Origin of the sequence: Aggregatimonas sangjinii (assembly GCF_005943945.1) — a bacterium.
In the GTDB taxonomy this organism is placed as follows: domain Bacteria; phylum Bacteroidota; class Bacteroidia; order Flavobacteriales; family Flavobacteriaceae; genus Pelagihabitans; species Pelagihabitans sangjinii.
Window position 1 is genome coordinate 858,044 of the sequence record NZ_CP040710.1, and the last position, 22,524, is coordinate 880,567.

Below are 22,524 nucleotides of genomic sequence, written 5' to 3' on the forward strand. Positions count from 1 at the left end.
GCGACCCAAAGAATGAACAACTTAACCGAGCTTAACATCATTTCCGTATGGAAAGACCAAATGGCGTACCACGGCAAAAAAATGCCTGTGTATCTCCACCACGCTTGTTCAAACCGGAACAAGCTCGATCAAGTTTTCAGTCTTTAGAAAATAGCGAATTAAGAAGTCCTCCTTTCTCGATAGTAGCAATATGAGAACGCTCAAGAGAGGCAATATTCAAGAAAGTACAAAGTAAAGTAACCACCATGAAAAAATTAATCGTATTTGTTGCTTTTCTAATATCGGCGTTTGCATTTGCGCAAACTACGGTCACTTTAGAAGACCAATGTAATTGTGAGGTGCTTAGCGGGCCCGATGTGACTGCTCCGGGTATGACCACTCCGGCGGGCGCTGATGTTGGTGATATCTATGTAAACACCAATACGGGAACCATTTATTATTGGACTGCTGGTGGTACATGGGAACTGACTTCCTCGGACGATCAGCAATTACAAAACTTCACTTTTGATACGTTGACCAATCAGCTTTCATTAGAAATCGAGAATGGAAATACGGTTACGGTAGATTTGTCTTCTCTAAATCAAACAGCGGCTGATGTAAATTATGATAATTCAACTTCTGGCCTGACGGCGGGCAATGTGCAAGACGCAATTGATGAGATCAATGCGGCTGCTGGTACGGTGAGTTTGGTCGACCTTGGTGGTGGAATCTATGAGTTTACCAATGCGGCAGGTGTAACAACGACGATTAGCGATACGTCACTTTCGACTTTAGTAAACAATGGGGATGGTTCGTATACGTATACCGACGAAGCTGGTAACTCTCAAGATATTTTTACGCAAGCAGCTTCGAATCCGTATGATAATTCTGGTTCCGGTCTATCTGCAAATAACGTGCAAGATGCAATTGACGAAATCAACAATGCAGCCAGTGCGGTCGAGCTCATCGACAACGGTGACGGCACCTACGATTTCACGGATGCGGGCGGAAATACCACCACCATCACGGACACCTCGCTCTCGACCCTGAGCGCCCCTGTGAACGGCGTATACACCTATACCGACGAGGCCGGCAACGTACAGACCATCGACACGAACGCGAGCACCAACCCCTACGACAACACGATTTCGGGCCTGACGGCGGTGAACGTACAGGAGGCCATCGACGAGATCAACGCGGCGGCCGGCACCGTATCCCTTACGGACAACGGCGACGGCACCTATGATTTTACCGATGCGGGCGGCAACACCACCACCATCGCGGACACCTCGCTCTCGACCCTGAGCGCCCCGGTGAACGGCGTCTATACCTATACCGATGAGGCGGGCAATACCCAAACGATCGACACCAATGCATCGAGCAACCCCTATGACAATACGGTCTCCGGCCTTACGGCGGTGAACGTACAGGAGGCCATCGACGAGATCAACGCTGCGGCGGGAACGGTATCCCTTACGGACAACGGCGACGGTACCTATGATTTCACGGATGCGGGCGGCAACACCACCACCATCGCGGACACCTCGCTCTCGACACTGAGCGCACCGGTGAACGGCGTCTATACCTATACCGATGAGGCGGGCAATACCCAAACGATCGATACAAATGCGAGCACCAACCCTTACGATAATACGGTCTCCGGCCTCACTGCGGTAAACGTACAGGAGGCCATCGACGAGATCAATGCGGCCGCTGGCACGGTGTCCCTTACGGACAACGGTGACGGCACCTATGACTTTACGGATGCGGGCGGAAATACCACCACCATCGCGGACACCTCGCTCTCCACCCTAAGCGCCCCGGTGAACGGCGTCTATACCTATACCGATGAGGCTGGCAATACCCAAACGATCGACACCAATGCATCGAGCAACCCTTACGACAATACGGTCTCCGGCCTTACGGCGGTGAACGTACAGGAGGCCATCGACGAGATCAACGCTGCGGCGGGAACGGTATCCCTTACGGACAACGGTGACGGTACCTATGATTTCACGGATGCGGGCGGGAATACCACGACGATAGCGGACACCTCGCTCTCCACCCTGAGCGCCCCTGTGAACGGGGTCTATACCTATACGGATGAGGCGGGCAATACCCAAACGATCGACACCAATGCATCGAGCAACCCCTATGACAATACGGTCTCCGGCCTTACGGCGGTGAACGTACAGGAGGCCATCGACGAGATCAACGCTGCGGCGGGAACGGTATCCCTTACGGACAACGGCGACGGTACCTATGATTTCACGGATGCGGGCGGCAACACCACCACCATCGCGGACACCTCGCTCTCCACCCTGAGCGCCCCGGTGAACGGCGTCTATACCTATACCGATGAGGCGGGCAATACCCAAACGATCGACACCAATGCATCGAGCAACCCCTATGACAATACGGTCTCCGGCCTTACGGCGGTGAACGTACAGGAGGCCATCGACGAGATCAACGCTGCGGCGGGAACGGTATCCCTTACGGACAACGGCGACGGTACCTATGATTTCACGGATGCGGGCGGCAACACCACCACCATCGCGGACACCTCGCTCTCGACACTGAGCGCACCGGTGAACGGCGTCTATACCTATACCGATGAGGCGGGCAATACCCAAACGATCGATACAAATGCGAGCACCAACCCTTACGATAATACGGTCTCCGGCCTCACTGCGGTAAACGTACAGGAGGCCATCGACGAGATCAATGCGGCCGCTGGCACGGTGTCCCTTACGGACAACGGTGACGGCACCTATGACTTTACGGATGCGGGCGGAAATACCACCACCATCGCGGACACCTCGCTCTCCACCCTAAGCGCCCCGGTGAACGGCGTCTATACCTATACCGATGAGGCTGGCAATACCCAAACGATCGACACCAATGCATCGAGCAACCCTTACGACAATACGGTCTCCGGCCTGACGGCGGTGAACGTACAGGCAGCCATCGACGAGATCAACGCAGCGGCCGGCACGGTGTCCCTTACGGACAACGGCGACGGCACCTACGACTTTACGGATGCGGGCGGAAATACCACCACCATCGCGGACACCTCGCTCTCCACCCTAAGCGCCCCGGTGAACGGCGTATACACCTATACCGATGAGGCTGGCAATACCCAAACGATAGATACCAATGCATCTAGCAATCCATATGACAACACGGTCTCCGGCCTTACGGCGGTGAACGTACAGGAGGCCATCGACGAGATCAATGCGGCGGCGGGAACTGTGGAGCTGGTCGACAACGGCGACGGCACCTATGACTTTACGGATGCGGGCGGGAATACCACGACCATTGCGGACACCTCGCTCTCCACCCTAAGTGCCCCAGTAAACGGCGTCTATACCTATACGGATGAGGCGGGCAATACCCAAACGATCGACACCAATGCATCAAGCAATCCTTACGACAATACGGTTTCGGGATTGACGGCGGTAAACGTACAGGAGGCCATCGACGAGATCAACGCTGCGGCCGGAACGGTATCCCTACAGGACAACGGCGACGGCACCTACGACTTTACGGATGCCGGCGGAAATACCACCACCATCGCGGACACCTCGCTCTCTACCTTGAGCGCCCCGGTGAACGGCGTCTATACCTATACCGATGAGGCGGGCAACGTATGGACCATCGATACGAACGCGAGTTCTAACCCCTATGACAATACCACCTCTGGGCTAACGGCCACGGACGTTCAGGCTGCGATCGACGAGATCAATGCGGCCGCTGGCACGGTATCCCTTACGGACAACGGTGACGGTACATATACTTTTACGGATGCTAGTGGTACGGATACAATTATTTCCGACACCTCTATTTCTACTTTAGTAGATAATGGAAATGCAACGTTTACCTATACAGATGAAACAGGTACACCAGTAACCATTACTTTGATAAGCGGTGATGCCGACAATGATATTATAGTTGGAACCGATGGCGGCCTCTACCTAAACGTGGCGGCAGTGACTGTTTCCGAAACGGTAACGACCCTGAACGATAACGGCGACGGCACCTATACCTATACCAGTGAGGACGGTACGCCGACCACTTTCGACATTACCAGATCGACGGTAGTTGACAACGGTGACGGTACCTTTACCATCACCGATGACAGCGGTACTTCGGTAACAGTGGATACGAACAATACGGTAACGACCTTGGCTGATAACGGCGACGGTACGTTCACTTATACCAGTGAGGACGGTACGCCGACCACCTTCGTAGGAACCGATGATCAGGACGCGACCGAGGTCAGTCTGAACGCTGCCGTGGATGTTGACGGTGATGGGAACAACGAAACTACGGTCCAAGAGGCCATCGAGGATCTAGCGGCGATCACCGAAACGGTAACCACCCTAGACGATAACGGCGACGGCACCTATACCTATACCAGTGAGGACGGTACGCCTACCACTTTCGACATTACCCGATCGACGGTAGTTGACAACGGTGACGGCACCTTTACGATCACCGATGACAGCGGTACTTCGGTAACCGTTGATACGAATAATACAGTAACCACATTAACCGACAACGGAGACGGAAGTTTTACCTATAGGAACGAGGACAGTGTGGATGTCACCTTCCAGGCGTCTACAGTGACCGATAACGGCGATGGTACAAGTACCATAACCTTGGCGGACGGCGGAACGGTAACGGTCGACAACGACGGAACCGATAATGTGGACGATGCGGACAACGATCCGACCAACGAGATTACCGACGTGACCGATAACGGAGATGGAACGACGACCATCACGGACGTAAACGGCGGTACGATAACCGTGGACAACGATGGAACGGATAACGTGGACGATGCGGACAACGACCCTACGAACGAGATTACCGATGTAACAGACAACGGCGACGGCACTACGACCATCACGGACGTAAACGGCGGAACAGTAACGGTCGACAACGACGGAACGGATAATGTGGACGATGCGGACAACGATCCGACCAACGAGATTACCGATGTTAGCGATAACGGCGACGGAACGACTACCATCACGGACGTGAACGGCGGTACGGTGACTGTCGACAACGATGGTACCGATAATGTTGACGATGCCGATAACGACCCTACGAATGAATTCAATACCGGTAGCGGAATCACCGATGGTAGTCTTGAGATTACCGATGGGGGAGGAACGGAATCCGTAAACCTTATCAGTACCGATGGCAACAACGACATCGGATTTGGCGCCGACGGTGCATTATATCTGAACGTCGCTTCTGTAACCATATCGGAAACTATAACAACTTTAGCTGATAACGGCGATGGAAGTTTTACCTACAGGAATGAGGATAGTGTGGATGTTACCTTTCAGGCATCTACCGTTACCGATAATGGCGATGGAACAAGTACCATAACCTTGGCCGACGGTGGTACGGTAACGGTCGACAACGATGGAACGGATAACGTGGACGATGCCGATAACGATCCTACCAACGAAATAACGGATGTCAGCGACAACGGTGACGGAACAACTACTATCACGGACGTAAACGGAGGAACGGTAACCGTAGACAACGACGGAACGGATAACGTGGACGATGCCGATAACGATCCTACCAACGAAATAACGGATGTCAGCGACAACGGTGACGGAACAACTACTATCACGGACGTAAACGGAGGAACGGTAACCGTAGACAACGACGGAACGGATAACGTGGATGATGCGGATAACGATCCGACCAACGAGATTACCGATGTTAGCGATAACGGCGACGGAACTACGACCATTACCGACGTGAACGGCGGAACGGTAACCGTTGACAATGACGGGACGGATAACGTGGACGATGCGGACAACGATCCGACCAACGAGATCCAGACGGTCGCTTCCGGCGACGGTTCGGTAGGTGTGGTACGAACGGGCGATAATTTCGATTTATCGGTGACCTTTCCTGCGAACAACGACAACGATCCTACCAATGAAATCCAGACACTGTCCCAGTCGGGTACGGACGTAACGCTTAGCGACGGTGGAGGTACCATTTCGGTAGCGGATAACGACAACGATTCTACAAACGAAATTACCGATGTAACAGACAACGGTGACGGCACTACGACCATTACCGACGTTAACGGCGGAACGGTTACCGTTGACAATGACGGTACGGACAATGTGGACGATGCCGATAACGATCCGACCAACGAGATTACCGATGTTAGCGATAACGGCGACGGTACGACTACCATCACCGACGTAAACGGTGGTACGGTAACGGTCGACAACGATGGAACGGATAACGTGGACGATGCCGATAACGATTCTACCAACGAAATAACGGATGTCAGCGACAACGGTGACGGAACAACTACTATCACGGACGTAAACGGAGGAACGGTAACCGTAGACAACGACGGCACCGATAATGTCGACGATGCGGACAACGACCCTACGAATGAATTCAATACCGGTAGCGGTATCACCGATGGTAGTCTTGAGATTACCGATGGAGGAGGAACAGAATCCGTAAACCTTATCAGTACCGATGGAAATAACGACATCGGATTTGGAGCCGATGGCGCATTATATCTAAATGTAGCTTCTGTAACCATATCGGAGACCATTACCACTTTGACGGATAATGGCGATGGAAGTTTTACCTATAGAAATGAAAATGGGGTAGATGTTACCTTTCAGGCGTCTACGGTGACCGATAATGGTGATGGTACAAGTACGGTGACCTTGGCTGACGGTGGTACGGTAACGGTCGATAACGACGGAACCGATAACGTGGACGATGCGGATAACGATCCTACCAACGAGATAACCGACGTGACCGACAACGGCGACGGCACTACCACCATCACCGACGTAAACGGCGGTACGGTAACCGTTGACAATGACGGGACGGATAACGTGGACGATGCGGATAACGATCCTGCGAACGAAATCACGGATGTGACCGACAACGGAGATGGAACGACAACCATCACCGACGTAAACGGCGGTACGGTAACCGTTGACAATGACGGGACGGACAATGTGGACGATGCGGATAATGATCCTACGAACGAAATAACGGCTGTAAGCGATAACGGCGACGGTACGACTACCATCACCGACGTAAACGGCGGCACGGTAACCGTTGACAATGACGGAACCGATAACGTGGACGATGCCGATAACGATCCGACCAACGAGATCCAGACGGTCGCTTCCGGCGACGGTTCGGTAGGTGTTGTACGAACAGGCGATGATTTCGATTTATCGGTCACCTTCCCCGCGAACAACGACAACGATCCTACAAACGAATTGCAGACGCTATCCCAATCGGGCACTGACGTGACCCTTAGCGACGGTGGTGGTACGATTTCGGTAGCGGACAACGACAACGATTCGACCAACGAGATAACCGACGTGACCGACAACGGCGACGGTACGACTACCATCACCGACGTTAACGGCGGCACGGTAACGGTCGACAACGACGGTACGGACAATGTCGACGATGCCGATAACGATCCGACCAACGAGATTACCGATGTTAGCGATAACGGTGACGGCACTACGACCATTACCGACGTAAACGGCGGTACGGTAACCGTTGACAATGACGGGACGGATAACGTCGATGATGCGGATAACGATCCTACCAACGAAATCACGGATGTGACCGACAACGGTGACGGCACCACGACCATCACCGACGTGAACGGCGGCACGGTAACCGTTGACAACGACGGTACGGACAATGTGGACGATGCGGACAACGATCCGACCAACGAGATTACCGACGTGACCGATAACGGAGATGGAACGACTACCATCACGGACGTGAACGGCGGCACGGTAACTGTTGACAACGACGGGACGGATAACGTGGACGATGCGGATAACGATCCTACCAACGAAATCACGGATGTGACCGACAACGGTGACGGAACAACTACCATCACGGACGTAAACGGAGGAACGGTAACGGTCGATAATGACGGTACCGATAATGTTGACGATGCCGATAACGATCCCACGAACGAAATCACGGATGTGACCGACAACGGTGACGGAACAACTACCATCACGGACGTAAACGGAGGAACGGTAACGGTCGATAATGACGGTACCGATAATGTCGACGATGCCGATAACGATCCTACAAATGAGATTACGAATGTCAGCGATAACGGTGACGGCACTACCACCATCACGGACGTTAACGGTGGTACGGTAACGGTCGACAACGACGGTACCGATAATGTTGACGATGCCGATAATGATCCTACGAATGAATTTAATACCGGTAGCGGTATCACCGATGGTAGTCTTGAGATTACCGATGGGGGAGGAACGGAATCCGTAAACCTTATCAGCACCGATGGCAACAATGACATAGGGTTTGGTAGCGACGGAGCATTATATCTGAACGTCGCGTCTGTAACCATATCGGAGACCATTACCACTTTGACGGATAATAGTGACGGGAGTTTTACCTATAGGAATGAAAATGGGGTAGATGTCACTTTTCAGGCATCTATAGTGACCGACAACGGCGATGGAACTAGTACCATAACCTTAGCGGATGGCGGCACGGTAACGGTAGATAACGACGGTACGGATAACGTTGACGATGCGGACAATGATCCGACCAACGAGATCCAGACGGTCGCTTCCGGCGACGGTTCGGTAGGGGTTGTACGAACGGGCGACGATTTCGATTTATCGGTCACCTTCCCTGCGAACAACGATAATGACCCAACCAACGAATTTCAGACACTGTCCCAGTCGGGCACTGACGTGACCCTTAGCGACGGTGGAGGTACCATTTCGGTAGCGGATAACGACAACGATTCTACCAATGAAATAACCGATGTGACCGACAACGGTGACGGAACAACTACCATCACGGACGTAAACGGAGGAACGGTAACGGTCGATAATGACGGTACCGATAATGTCGACGATGCCGACAACGATCCGACCAACGAGATTACCGATGTAACGGACAACGGTGACGGCACTACGACCATCACCGACGTAAACGGCGGAACGGTAACCGTGGACAACGATGGAACGGATAACGTGGACGATGCGGACAACGATCCGACCAACGAAATCCAGACGGTCGCTTCCGGCGACGGTTCGGTAGGGGTTGTACGAACGGGCGACGATTTCGACCTATCGGTCACCTTCCCTGCGAACAACGACAACGATCCTACGAACGAATTGCAGACGCTGTCCCAGTCGGGTACTGACGTGACCCTTAGCGACGGTGGAGGTACCATTTCGGTAGCGGATAACGACAACGATTCGACCAACGAAATAACCGACGTGACCGATAACGGCGACGGTACGACTACCATCACGGACGTAAACGGAGGAACGGTAACGGTCGATAATGACGGTACCGATAATGTTGACGATGCCGATAACGATCCCACGAACGAAATCACGGATGTGACCGACAACGGTGACGGAACAACTACCATCACGGACGTAAACGGAGGAACGGTAACGGTCGATAATGACGGTACCGATAATGTCGACGATGCCGATAACGATCCTACAAATGAGATTACGAATGTCAGCGATAACGGTGACGGCACTACCACCATCACGGACGTTAACGGTGGTACGGTAACGGTCGACAACGACGGTACCGATAATGTTGACGATGCGGACAATGATCCGACCAACGAGATCCAGACGGTCGCTTCAGGTGACGGTTCGGTAGGGGTTGTACGAACGGGCGACGACTTCGACCTATCAGTGACCTTCCCTGCGAACAACGATAATGACCCAACCAACGAATTTCAGACACTGTCCCAATCGGGTACTGACGTGACCCTTAGCGACGGTGGAGGTACCATTTCGGTAGCGGATAACGACAACGATTCTACTAATGAAATAACCGATGTTACCGACAACGGAGACGGCACCACAACCATCACCGACGTAAACGGCGGCACGGTAACCGTTGACAACGACGGTACGGATAACGTTGACGATGCGGACAACGATCCCGCGAACGAGATCCAGACGGTCGCTTCCGGCGACGGTTCGGTAGGGGTTGTACGAACGGGCGACGACTTCGACCTATCGGTGACCTTCCCCGCGAACAACGACAACGATCCTACGAACGAATTGCAGACGCTGTCCCAGTCGGGTACTGACGTGACCCTTAGCGACGGTGGAGGTACCATTTCGGTAGCGGATAACGACAACGATTCGACCAATGAGATAACCGACGTGACCGATAACGGCGACGGTACGACTACCATCACCGACGTGAACGGCGGTACGGTAACCGTGGACAACGACGGTACCGATAACGTGGACGATGCGGACAACGATCCCACGAACGAAATAACGGATGTCAGCGATAACGGTGACGGTACGACTACCATCACCGACGTAAACGGCGGTACAGTAACCGTGGACAACGACGGGACGGACAATGTGGACGATGCGGACAACGATCCGACCAACGAGATCCAGACGGTCGCTTCCGGCGACGGTTCGGTAGGTGTTGTACGAACAGGCGATGATTTCGATCTATCGGTGACCTTCCCCGCGAACAACGACAACGATCCTACGAACGAGATTCAGATCCTATCCCAAATAGGTACGGACGTAACCCTTAGCGACGGCGGCGGTACCATTTCGGTAGCGGATAACGACAACGATTCCAGCAATGAAATCCAAACAGTCGCTTCCGGCGACGGTTCGGTAGGGGTTGTAAGAACGGGCGACGACTTCGACCTATCGGTGACCTTCCCAGCGAACAACGACAACGATTCTACGAACGAATTGCAGACGCTGTCCCAGTCGGGTACTGACGTGACCCTTAGTGACGGTGGAGGTACCATTTCGGTAGCGGATAACGACAACGATTCGACCAATGAAATAACCGATGTAACAGACAACGGCGACGGTACGACTACCATCACCGACGTGAACGGCGGAACGGTAACCGTTGACAATGACGGAACCGATAACGTGGACGATGCGGACAACGATCCGACCAACGAGATCCAGACGGTCGCTTCCGGCGACGGTTCGGTAGGCGTTGTACGAACAGGCGATGATTTCGATCTATCGGTCACCTTCCCCGCGAACAACGACAACGACCCAACCAACGAACTTCAGACGCTGTCCCAGTCGGGTACGGATGTCACACTTTCAGACGGTGGAGGTACGATTTCAGTAGCGGATAACGACAACGATTCTAGCAATGAGATACAGACGGTCGCTTCCGGCGACGGATCCGTGGCTGTGGTACGAACAGGCGATGATTTCGACCTATCGGTAACCTTCCCTACTAACAACGACAACGATGCAACGAACGAATTGCAGACACTGTCCCAGTCGGGTACGGATGTCACACTTTCAGACGGTGGAGGTACGATTTCCGTAGCGGATAACGATAATGATTCCGGCAATGAGTACAACACTGCTTTTGGAGTGGTAGGAACTAACCTAAGAATTACGGACGGAGGAAACTCCTTTAATGTGCCTTTGTCAAGTATTGGCTCTGATGACCAAGATTTAAGTCATACTATTATGGTGCCGAATGAGCAGGTTCGTATTGAAATTAACGATGGAAACAATACGACGATAGACATTCGCGATGCCGATTCAAATTCGACAAACGAATTGCAGACACTGTCTCAGTCGGGTACCGATGTAACCCTCAGCGATGGTGGCGGCACTATTTCCGTAGCGGATAATGATAACGATTCCAGCAACGAGATTCAGACGGTCGCATCTGGCGATGGTTCAGTTGATGTTGTACGAACGGGCGACGATTTCGATCTATCGGTCACTTTCCCTGCGAACAACGACAACGATGCGACGAACGAATTGCAGACACTGTCCCAGTCGGGTACCGATGTAACGCTTAGCGATGGTGGCGGTACCATTTCCGTAGCGGACAACGATAACGATTCCAGCAACGAGATCCAGACGGTCGCATCTGGCGACGGTTCAGTTGATGTTGTACGAACGGGCGACGATTTCGATCTATCGGTCACTTTCCCTGCGAACAACGACAACGATGCGACGAACGAATTGCAGACACTGTCCCAGTCGGGTACCGATGTAACGCTTAGTGATGGTGGAGGTACCATTTCCGTTGCAGATAACGATAACGATTCCAGCAACGAGATTCAGACGGTCGCATCTGGTGACGGTTCAGTTGATGTTGTACGAACGGGCGACGATTTCGATCTATCGGTCACTTTCCCTGCGAACAACGACAACGATTCGACAAACGAATTACAGACGCTGTCCCAGTCGGGTACTGATGTCACACTTTCAGACGGTGGAGGTACGATTTCCGTAGCGGACAACGATAACGATTCGACCAATGAGATTCAGGATGCTACCGAAGTACTTTTAAACGGTCCTGTCGATGTGGATGGAGACTCGGTAAACGAAACAACGGTGCAACAGGCCATTGAGGATTTAGCGGCCAAAACGTTTGACAATATTTATACGGCCAACGGGACCCTTACGGGAAATAGAACCGTGACAATGGGCGCCAACGATCTAGATTTTGGTGGAGAGCTCTTTATTGATGCTTCTACCAATAGTATTGGAGTTGGAAACTATGCCGATGGGAATGTAACCGCTTCGACGGCACAGGGAGCTAGTGATCAAGCAGCCAATGGGGCTGTCGAGACAGGCTGGGTGTATGCTCAGGCTATTGAGGCTGTTGATGAAAAAGGAGGTGCGGGAACCGGTATTATCATAGGAAACGACGGGAATTTTAATTCTGGGGGTGATGAAATCACTTTCTTTACCGACGGTCAATCTTACATGCGTATTAGCCCACAGTCGGAAACTCCTGGTATGGTTCGATTTGACAGGTATGGAGCTGGGACCCTCACTAGTAATCCAATGACCTATTTATTGGGAGTGGATACCGATGGGGATATGATAGAAGTAGACCCCTCAAGTTTAGGAAGTGATGATCAATTTGACGACGAGGTACAGTTGAGAACTCCTATAAATGTCGATGGTGACGGTACCCTCGTTCAAAGTGGTATCAACTCTTCAGATCCTTATGAAGTGAATGGAACTAATGAGACAACCGTGGAGGAAGTAATTCAGGCTATCGCACCGATTACATCGAAAGCGGCCAGGGTATTCTATCCGCCTTCTATCGCTGTAGATGTCTCAGCTTATAGCGGTACGACGATTACTGGTGAAACCATTGATCTGCACGATCAGTATATCACGCAATATGCCACTCCGGCAGTTGCGAGTACAGGTGCCCCAGCGGCCGTACCAAATTATCAGGCAGACGAATTGTGGTACTATGTAACACTTTTTGATACTTCCGTTTTTGACAACGTGAGTGTTGATGCCAATGGAATTATGACATACGATATAATCGGCGCCCCAGCGGATTATAACTCCCTCATAAATGTGGTATTCGTAGTAAAATAATTTCCAATTAAAAAGTAACCAAACCAGATTGAAATTCAACCAAACATATAAATCAGTATTCCTCAGTCTTGTCTTTACAATGCTGGGGATTGTTGCATCCAACGCGCAGTATCTGTTGCAGGCTCCTAATGGTGGTGACGAGACCAACTATCGCTGGTACAACGCAACTGATACCAATACGGTTTTAAGTACTGATTTCTTTCTGGAGGTGAATCAACAAGGAGTCTTTTTTGCGGTCTACGATGGTACCCTCTGTGGAAAAAATGCAACGGGCTATTTTATCGTGACGAATTGTAACGCTCCTTTCAATGAAGTGACTATGGATATTCGTGCAAACGTGCCAAGTGGTGCAACCGTAAGTTGGAGTCCGGCGGTTACCGGAGATCAGACCAATCCTACGGTTATTGCGACACAGTCCGTCGTACGCTATACGCCAACCGTGGTCAAAGCTGGAAATAACTTTAGTCTACCCAATTTCACGGTAGTTTGTATCGACGAATCGGCCAACTTGGTCGATGATTTTGTCACTACTGACGAAGACGTATCCATTATCGTAGATATCTATGCCAACGATTCCGATTTACCCATTAGTGGAACTTTGACAACCACTAATCCGACCAACGGTTCCGTAAATGTCGGTAACAATGGCACCCCAAATAATCCGAACGATGATATCGTGACCTATATACCGAACCCCGATTACAACGGTCTGGATGCTTTTGATTATACTATCTGTAACACCTTCGGCGATTGTAGTACGGCAACGGTCAACATTACAGTGCTACCGATTGTTGATGCTATTGATGATGCTGTGGCAACAACAGAGAATACTCCTGTGACCATCGATATTTTGGCCAATGACAACGACATTCCCAATTCCGGCACAATAACACTGACAGACCCTACCAATGGTAGAGTTATTCTTAATGATAACGGAACCCCAACAGACCCCTCGGACGATAACGTTACCTATACACCGAACAGTAGTTTTATAGGTGCCGATAATTTTACGTACACCATTTGCGATACCTCGGGCAACTGTAGTACCGCAACTGTTTTCGTTGTAGTTACGGACTCTTTGATTTTGGATTCGGATAATGACGGGATTTTAGACAGTTTCGAGGATTTGAACCTTGATAACGACAACGATCCGGCTACCGACGCCACTGACTCCGATTTTGATGGATATCCCGATTATCTGGATATTGATAGTGACAATGACGGTATTCCGGATAATGTCGAAGCACAGACCACATCCGGTTATATCGCCCCTAGTGGCGTAGATGCCAACGGTAACGGACTCGACGACATTTACGAAGGCCCCGGTAGACTAGGTATTTTCCCGATAGATACCGATGGTGATCTTTTACCTGATTACTTGGATGAGGACAGTGACAACGACAATGTTTTGGATAGCATTGAGGGCCATGACCACAACCAAGACGGTATTCCTGACGTTGTTTTTATAGGCTCTGATAAGGATGACGATGGTCTTGATGATGGTTATGAAGGATCGGTAGCAATCGATATTGACATCAATGATGAAATTGACGATCCATTCAATGATCTGCCAAATACAGACGGAGATAACGAATCGGATTATAGGGATATTGATGACGATAATGATGGAATCGACACTATCGGAGAAGATTTGAACAGCGACCGTAATTATGCCAATGATGACTCTAATGCAGATGGAATACCAGAGTACTTGCAACCGAACGCCACAGAAGATGAGATCGAGATATTTAACGTTGTTACCCCGAACGGTGATGGTGTTCATGATGTACTTACCATTACGGGGCTGGAAGCTTTCCCTGAAAATACCATAAAAATTTACAACAGATGGGGTGTATTGGTGTACTCTACGAATGCCTACAATACTGAAGGGAACGTTTTTGATGGAACTTCCGAAGGTCGAGTCACGGTCAATGCGGACCGAAAACTTCCTGTTGGTACCTACTTCTACATACTCGACTATACCAATAATTTAGACGAGAAAAAGACCCGAACAGGATATCTATATATAAACCGATAATAGCGATGAAATTCCCAAATCATAGTATATCCATTCACATTAACCCGTTACTTTTCTTGTTATTGGTGTTTTTGTCAAGTAGCACATTGGTGGCACAGCAAGATGCCCAGTATACCCAATACATGTATAATACGGCCAGTGTTAATCCGGGTTATGCCGGTTCTAGGGGGCATTTGAGCATAGCGGCGCTACATCGATCGCAATGGGTAGGTTTAGAGGGTGCCCCGGTCACCCAGACCGTAAATTTACATTCTCCCGTCGGGTATAGGGGAGTGGGGCTCGGACTATCTATAGTAAACGACAAAATAGGACCTACTTCGGAAACTTATGCAGATATCGATTTTTCGTATACGCTACAATTATCGGTCGAGGCCAAATTGAGTTTTGGCCTTAAAGCAAGCGCACATTTATTAGATGTCAGGTTCTCGGAATTGAACCAGATAGCTCCCGACAACACCTTGTCTCAGGATATCGACAATAAATTCTCGCCTAATTTCGGCGCGGGGGTCTACTATCACAATGAAAGATTTTATGCGGGATTGTCTGTGCCAAGGTTCTTAGAGACAACTCACTTTCAAAGTGGTAGCTCCCCAAGTACGGCGGCAGAGCGGATGAACTTCTACTTCATAACAGGTTATGTTTGGGAATTCAATCCGTTCTTGAAATTTAAGCCTACTTTGTTGACCAAGGTAGTACAAGGAGCTCCTTTACAAGTGGATGTCTCCGCTAACTTTCTCTTGAGTGATAAGTTTGTTGTTGGTGCTGCATACCGTTGGGATGCCGCATTTAGTGGAATGGCCGGCTTCTATATTTCAGAAAGTATTTTTGCCGGGGTTGCCTATGACCGGGAAGTTACCGAACTTGGGAATGCCGCTTTTAACGACGGCTCGTTCGAGGTCATTCTAAGATACGATTTCATACGCACCAAAGGACAGCTGAAATCACCAAGATTTTTCTAACGAAAAGAATGCGTCCCCGTACCCCGTAACGACCTCCCATTTCCTAATTGAACCACTTGCAGATTAGCCTTGGTTCATGATCAGTAAGTTCGAACAATTTTTAGTCTACGCTCCCCGATATAGGTATTCGCTTTTCTTTTGTATCCAGCTCTCGACGCTATCGTGCTATCGTTTAATTTTATGGATGCAATGTAATATAAAAGTATAAAGGTGTTATTTTTGTAATCGATGTGAGAGCATCGGCTATGAAAAAGAAATGCTATTGAAGGAAGAAGAGGTAATACTGGTTAATGAGCGGGATGAGCAAATAGGTACAATGCCTAAGATGGAAGCGCATCGGAAAGCGGTTTTGCACAGGGCATTTTCCGTTTTTATTATGAACGACCGTGGCGAGACTATGCTGCAACAAAGAGCTGCACACAAGTACCATTCGCCGTTGTTATGGACGAATACGTGTTGTAGTCACCAGCGGGTAGGGGAGACCAATATAATGGCAGGCAAACGCCGTTTGCAGGAAGAAATGGGATTCAGTGTAGACCTGAAAGAACTTTTTTCATTCGTCTACAAGGCACCTTTTGATAACGGTCTCACCGAACATGAGCTAGATCACGTAATGATAGGCCGGAGCAATGACGGGCCGCTTATCAACAAAGACGAGGTCGCCGATTGGAAATGGATGAAACCCGTCGATGTCAAAAACGATATTTCCAATAATCCGGAAGTCTATACTGCTTGGTTCAAGATTATTTTTGAGCGTTTCTACGACCATTTAATTGAAAATAACGCTGCAGAATGAAAGTAAAAGTCAGTCGAAGAGCACATTTTAACGCCGCACATCGCCTTTTTAGGGCTGATTGGAGTTTCGAGAAGAACGATGCCATATTCGGGAAGTGTAATAATCCGAATTATCATGGGCATAACTACGAATTGATCGTGAGTGTAACCGGTGAAATAGATCAAGAAACGGGATTTGTTATGGATGTGAAAATCCTAAAGGATTTGATCAAAAGTGAAATTGAGGATGCTTTTGATCACAAAAACCTGAATGTTGATGTTCCCGATTTCAAGGATTTGAATCCGACTGCGGAAAACATTGCCGTGGTTATCTGGAACAAGCTTCGTAAACACATTGATACCGACAAACAGCTCGAGGTAATACTCTACGAAACACCAAGGAACTTTGTAACCTTTTCGGGCTAGTTATGGGATTGAAAGTTGGAGAAAAAGCTCCGGAATTTTCTTTGACCGATCAGTACGGAGAACCCTTTCACAGTAAGGATGTACTGGGGAAAAAATATATGGTCATTTACTTTTATCCCAAAGACAACACCCCTGCATGCACCAAAGAGGCCTGTCAGTTTCGTGATCGTTATGAAGATTTTACCGATAACGGGGCCGTAGTCATCGGGATAAGCGCCGATTCACAAAAATCGCATCGTAGATTTTCCGATAAATACGAATTGCCATTTACCTTGTTGGTCGATTCAGATAATATGGTAAGACGTCTGTTCCGGGTGCAAAGTAATTTGTTGTTCCTATCGGGTAGGGAGACCTTTATGGTCGACCTTGAAGGTGAAATTATCATGGCCTTTAATAGTATTGGTGCTTCCGAACATGTAAAAAGAGCCCTAAAGACATTGAGAAACGCTATCAAGTAATACTTTTTGCAACAATCAGAAAAGGGTATTCAGGCGGCGGCGAGAAGCAAGAAGTCGGCTATAATGGGTCAATCTTTTTCCCCGTAAGCCGTTAATGATTGCGTTGAAAAATATTACTTTAAAAAGTGAACATGTATCCATTAAAATTCAGACCAATTTTAAAAGAGCGCCTTTGGGGTGGTGAAAAATTAGGGAGTGTACTAGGAAAATCTATCGAAAGCGATAGTACGGGCGAGAGTTGGGAACTTTCCGCTGTGGCGGGAGATGTTTCAGTAATTGAAAACGGTCCGTTAAGGGGCACTTCATTGCAAACTCTTATAAATACTGAAAAAGAAGCCCTATTAGGCAAAAGTGTCTACAGCCGCTTCGGGACTGAATTTCCCATACTTATCAAATTTATCGACGCCAAAAAAGATTTGTCCATTCAATTGCATCCAAACGACGAACTTGCCAAAAAAAGGCACAACTCTTTTGGAAAAACCGAAATGTGGTACGTTATGGATGCGGATACGAACGCCGAGCTCATTGTAGGTTTTAATAAAAATGTATCCCAAGAAGAATATGCCCAAAGTTTGGAAAATGATACCTTATTGAATTTGCTGAACTATGAAAAAGTGAAAGAAGGCGACACCTTCTTTATCAATACAGGTAAAATACATGCCATTGGGGCAGGAGTATTGCTCGCTGAAATTCAACAGACTTCCGACATTACGTATCGTGTCTTCGATTTCAACCGGAGAGACAAAAACGGAAACCTACGGGAATTACATACTGATCAAGCATTAGACGCCATTGATTATGAGCAAAAAGACGACTTTAAAGTCGCCTATCCGCAAATGGAAAATGTAGTGAACCCTATGGTCGACTGCCCGTATTTCAAAACTAATTTTTTTGAGCTCACGGAAAATATTGAACAGGATATTTCGGAAAGGGATTCGTTTATCATTTATATCTGCGTTGACGGAGCGGTAGAAATTGTCAACGAGAATGGTGCGGCGACTATTCAAAAAGGGGAAACTGTTTTAGTGCCAGGGAGCAGCAAACGAATCGATCTTAAAAGTACTGGCGCCAAAATTCTTGAGGTAACTATTTGACACGATGAATTTATAACCTAGAGCATACCTTTTCCGTTTTGAATTTATAATGGTCTTGGACCTATAAACTAGATTTTAAGGGTTTTACTTAACCAAGGAAGGTAAAAAGGCTATTTTTGCAAAAAATAAAACACAAATGGCAAGTATTAAGGAATTAAAGAAAGACGTGAACAACGTTTTGGGAGATATTATAGAGGCGGTCTACATTGTTGAGGCGGCCAACGGTAAAGGAGAAACCAAAGAGGGAGCGAAAATTATTGATGATGCCATCGCGGTTTTTGACGACCTTATCGTAAAGATAAACGACCGTAAGGTAGAAAATAGAAAAAAGCATTTGAAAAGTGTTCGAACCGAATTGGAATCGAAGGCAAAAGGCTTGGTTGAAGAAATCAACAAGTTATAACCAATCTTAGTTGACAAGAAAACGCCCTGACTTACCAGCAGGGCTTTTTTTATACTAAACTTAGGCGGTTCTCGTTATTGTCCGAAATTATTTTTTCAATCGTTCTCTTAACAACTTCCCGTATTTTGAATCTGCAATTTCAGGAGTAAGCGATTTACTGATCGAGTCTAAATATTTAGGATTGGCGTCCGCCACTTCAAAAAGAGCAATATAAGGGGCGACATGCGAATCTTTATGGTTTAGGGCAAAGTTCAGCGCAAAAGCATAGGTCAGCTGTATATTTCGGTCGCTCTTTTTCCTGAGGCTGTCCAGTTGCAACGAATCTAGGGGTATTTCTGTATTGCCTGCCTGCTGCATCAACTTCATGTTGCGGATGTTCATTTGTGAAAGCGAGGTTTTGAACTCCTCTAGGGTCATATTGCTTTCAGAGCCTTCAATTTTAGCGCCTTGGTCGAATCTGTCCCACTTAGTATTAATGGTGATTATCCCAGGTTCACCAAAGAACGTGATTCGATCGTTCACTTCGTTGTTATCATTTTTGCTCAGGTAGAGATAGAAAATCTCGGGACTTTCAATTGGTGTGCTTAAAGAGAAATTACCATCCCCATCTATTTCCAAAGAATCTTTGGTCACCAAAACCGAGTCGGAAACGTGCTGTAGATATAACATTCCTTTCTTTAGGCCTTTGATGTTGCCCGATACGGTCATGGTCTTGGCGGGATCGTCTCCGCACGACCCTAAGAATGCAATAAGCAATAAGAGTAAAAAATAATTTCTCATGATTGTTTTTTGGTAGGGCAAATATGCGGAAACTTTAGCTAATCTTAAACTTTTGAAGCGACTTCCATAAGTAGTGCACATAGATATGCACCCCCAGTACCGACAACATACCCAAAAACGGCCAACAGGATACCGACGGAGGTCAGCGAAGGATGAAATTCTGCAGCGACTACGGGAGCCGATGCCGCACCACCCACGTTCGCTTGACTTCCCACGGCTAAAAAGAAAAATGGCGCTTTGATCAGTTTGGCCACCAAAATAAGTAGACCTGCGTGAACCGAAATCCAAATGAACCCAATAAGGATAAGACCGGGATTTTCAAGAACCTTACTTAAGTCCATTTGCATGCCGATGGTCGCCACGAGAATGTAAATGAACATTCCACCGATTTTACTGGCACCTGCCCCTTCATAGTTTTTGGCTTTTGTGAAGGACAGGGTGATACCAATGACGGTTGCACAGACGACCATCCACAGGAACGTCGAGCCCAAAGAGGACAAGATTTGGGTCTTGTCCCGAATTACTTCGAAGGTGTTTTTTAGCAGTTCCGAAAACGTATTGCCGAAGAAATGGGAAACCCCCACGGCGGTAAACGCGATGGCCAACATAATGATGTAGTCGTGAAGTGTCGCTACCCTAGTAATTTTTTTAGTATGGGCGGTAACTTTTTCTTTAAGGATTTCGATGGAGGAGGTATCTGCGCGCAACCAGTTGTCTATCTGTTTGGTCTTACCGATACCCAAGAGGAGGATGGCCATCCAGATATTGGCAATTACGATATCGACAAGGACCATACCACCGAATTTATCGGGATTGTATTCAAAAATCTCGAACATGGCAGCTTGGTTGGCCCCACCGCCGATCCAACTTCCTGCAATGGTGGAAAGTCCGCGCCAAACGGCATCCGGTCCTACACCACCCACAGTTTCGGGCGAAAAAACGGAAACGATCAAAATGGCCAAGGGACCTCCAATAATGATTCCCGCGGTTCCGGTAAAAAACATGATCAAGGCCTTTGAACCTAAATTGGCAATGGCTTTTAAGTCGATACTTAGGGTCATTAAGACCAAGGCTGCAGGTAGCAAATACCGACTGGCTACAAAATAGAGGTTAGAGGTCTCGTCGGAAATAATCCCGAGGCTGGTCAAAATACCCGGTAATAAATAACACATCAAAACGGTCGGTACGATACCGTAGAATTTTTTCCAAAAGCCTGTTTTTATTGATGAAGTATAAAAAACAAAGCCCAAACACAATGCTAGAAGTCCGAATACTATAGTGTCATCGGCGATCAAGGGTTGGGTTGGGTCAATTTCGGACATTAAGGAAGGTATTGGTTTAGCCAAATATAACATTTATAAATGTTGCTTTATAAAGTGCGCGACTCCATCTTCCGTGTTTTTTAAAGTGATATGGTCGGCTATGGCCTTTACCGTTTCGCGGGCATTGGCAACGGCCACACCTTGACCGCAATGTTGTAGCATTTCAAGATCGTTATAATTGTCTCCAAAGGAGATGACATCAGAGAGCGATTCCGCCGAAGAAAGCAACAATCGCATGGCCGATAATTTGGAAACCGATTTGGGCGCCAGTTCAATGAGCGTATCGTTTGAACGGTACAGAATTATCTGGTCTGCCAATTTATTTTTAAGTACCGAAAATAGCTTATCCGTAGCCGTCTTTGAGCCCATCAACATGATTTTATGGGCACTTATACCTCGCTTTTCCCAATCGGAAAGGGTGGTCGAAGTTGATTGGAAACGTGGTTTTACCCGAGTGTATCTAATTTCTTTTTGAACGCGTTCGGAAGTTTCTTCAACATACCATTCTTGACCGTAATAAAGACCTAATTTTACAGATTCGGCTTGTGCCAATCGATATACTTCTTCAACGGTATTCAAAGCGATTGTTAGTGAAAAGAGCTCTTTAGTTCCGTCGATGACCAAGGCTCCATTGTAACAAATGATAGGTTGGTCTGCAATTTGTAATCTATCTTGAATATAGGTAATTGCCTGTGGCATACGGGCTGAAACTAGAATGATTTTCCGCCCTGCTTTGATTCTGTTGATTTCAGAAACAGTAAAGTCCGAAACATCACTCTTGGTAGTAAGTAGCGTACCATCTAAATCGGAACAAAGTATTTTAAAATCCATGGAATAAAAAGGCTTTCTTTAAGA

At 48.4% G+C, this 22,524-nt stretch carries 11 protein-coding genes; 8 read left to right on the forward strand and 3 right to left on the reverse strand.

The window, feature by feature from the left end; all coding sequences use genetic code 11:
* Window positions 1-245 precede the first annotated feature (245 nt).
* The 8 genes from FGM00_RS03620 (at window position 246) to FGM00_RS03655 (ending at window position 19,567) form a co-directional block, all read left to right on the forward strand.
* Entirely contained in the window at window positions 246-13,415 is a 13,170-nt protein-coding gene (locus tag FGM00_RS03620; protein WP_138851596.1) for a hypothetical protein, read from the forward strand.
* Between the two features lie 28 nt (window positions 13,416-13,443).
* Complete coding sequence (locus FGM00_RS03625; RefSeq protein WP_317130251.1) at window positions 13,444-15,453, forward strand: T9SS type B sorting domain-containing protein; 2,010 nt, start codon at window positions 13,444-13,446, stop codon at window positions 15,451-15,453.
* Window positions 15,454-15,458: 5 nt separating this feature from the next.
* Window positions 15,459-16,412: a PorP/SprF family type IX secretion system membrane protein gene (locus FGM00_RS03630; protein ID WP_138851597.1), complete on the forward strand. Its 954-nt coding sequence runs from the start codon at window positions 15,459-15,461 to the stop codon at window positions 16,410-16,412.
* A 262-nt stretch (window positions 16,413-16,674) separates the two neighbouring features.
* Entirely contained in the window at window positions 16,675-17,208 is a 534-nt protein-coding gene (gene idi / locus FGM00_RS03635; RefSeq protein WP_138854605.1) for an isopentenyl-diphosphate Delta-isomerase, read from the forward strand.
* Window positions 17,205-17,612 (forward strand): 6-pyruvoyl trahydropterin synthase family protein, encoded by a 408-nt coding sequence (locus tag FGM00_RS03640; RefSeq protein ID WP_138851598.1) that lies wholly within the window; start codon window positions 17,205-17,207, stop codon window positions 17,610-17,612. Before idi ends, FGM00_RS03640 begins: the two co-directional genes overlap by 4 nt.
* 2 nt (window positions 17,613-17,614) lie before the next feature.
* A complete protein-coding gene (locus FGM00_RS03645) occupies window positions 17,615-18,070 on the forward strand; it encodes a peroxiredoxin (RefSeq protein WP_138851599.1) in 456 nt (151 codons plus the stop codon).
* Between the two features lie 131 nt (window positions 18,071-18,201).
* Window positions 18,202-19,164: a type I phosphomannose isomerase catalytic subunit gene (locus FGM00_RS03650; RefSeq protein ID WP_138851600.1), complete on the forward strand. Its 963-nt coding sequence runs from the start codon at window positions 18,202-18,204 to the stop codon at window positions 19,162-19,164.
* Window positions 19,165-19,300: 136 nt separating this feature from the next.
* Window positions 19,301-19,567: a hypothetical protein gene (locus FGM00_RS03655; protein WP_138851601.1), complete on the forward strand. Its 267-nt coding sequence runs from the start codon at window positions 19,301-19,303 to the stop codon at window positions 19,565-19,567.
* An 87-nt stretch (window positions 19,568-19,654) separates the two neighbouring features.
* On the opposite strand, the gene FGM00_RS03660 is transcribed toward FGM00_RS03655, so the two are convergent.
* From FGM00_RS03660 to FGM00_RS03670, 3 genes are read right to left on the reverse strand one after another with little or no spacing between them, the layout of a single operon-like run.
* Window positions 19,655-20,347 (reverse strand): DUF4369 domain-containing protein, encoded by a 693-nt coding sequence (locus tag FGM00_RS03660; protein WP_138851602.1) that lies wholly within the window; start codon window positions 20,345-20,347, stop codon window positions 19,655-19,657.
* 44 nt (window positions 20,348-20,391) lie between these two features.
* Window positions 20,392-21,669, reverse strand: a complete 1,278-nt coding sequence (locus tag FGM00_RS03665; RefSeq protein WP_138851603.1) for a DUF819 family protein — start codon at window positions 21,667-21,669, stop codon at window positions 20,392-20,394.
* A 33-nt stretch (window positions 21,670-21,702) separates the two neighbouring features.
* Window positions 21,703-22,500 (reverse strand): HAD family hydrolase, encoded by a 798-nt coding sequence (locus FGM00_RS03670; RefSeq protein ID WP_138851604.1) that lies wholly within the window; start codon window positions 22,498-22,500, stop codon window positions 21,703-21,705.
* Between the last annotated feature and the right edge of the window lie 24 nt (window positions 22,501-22,524).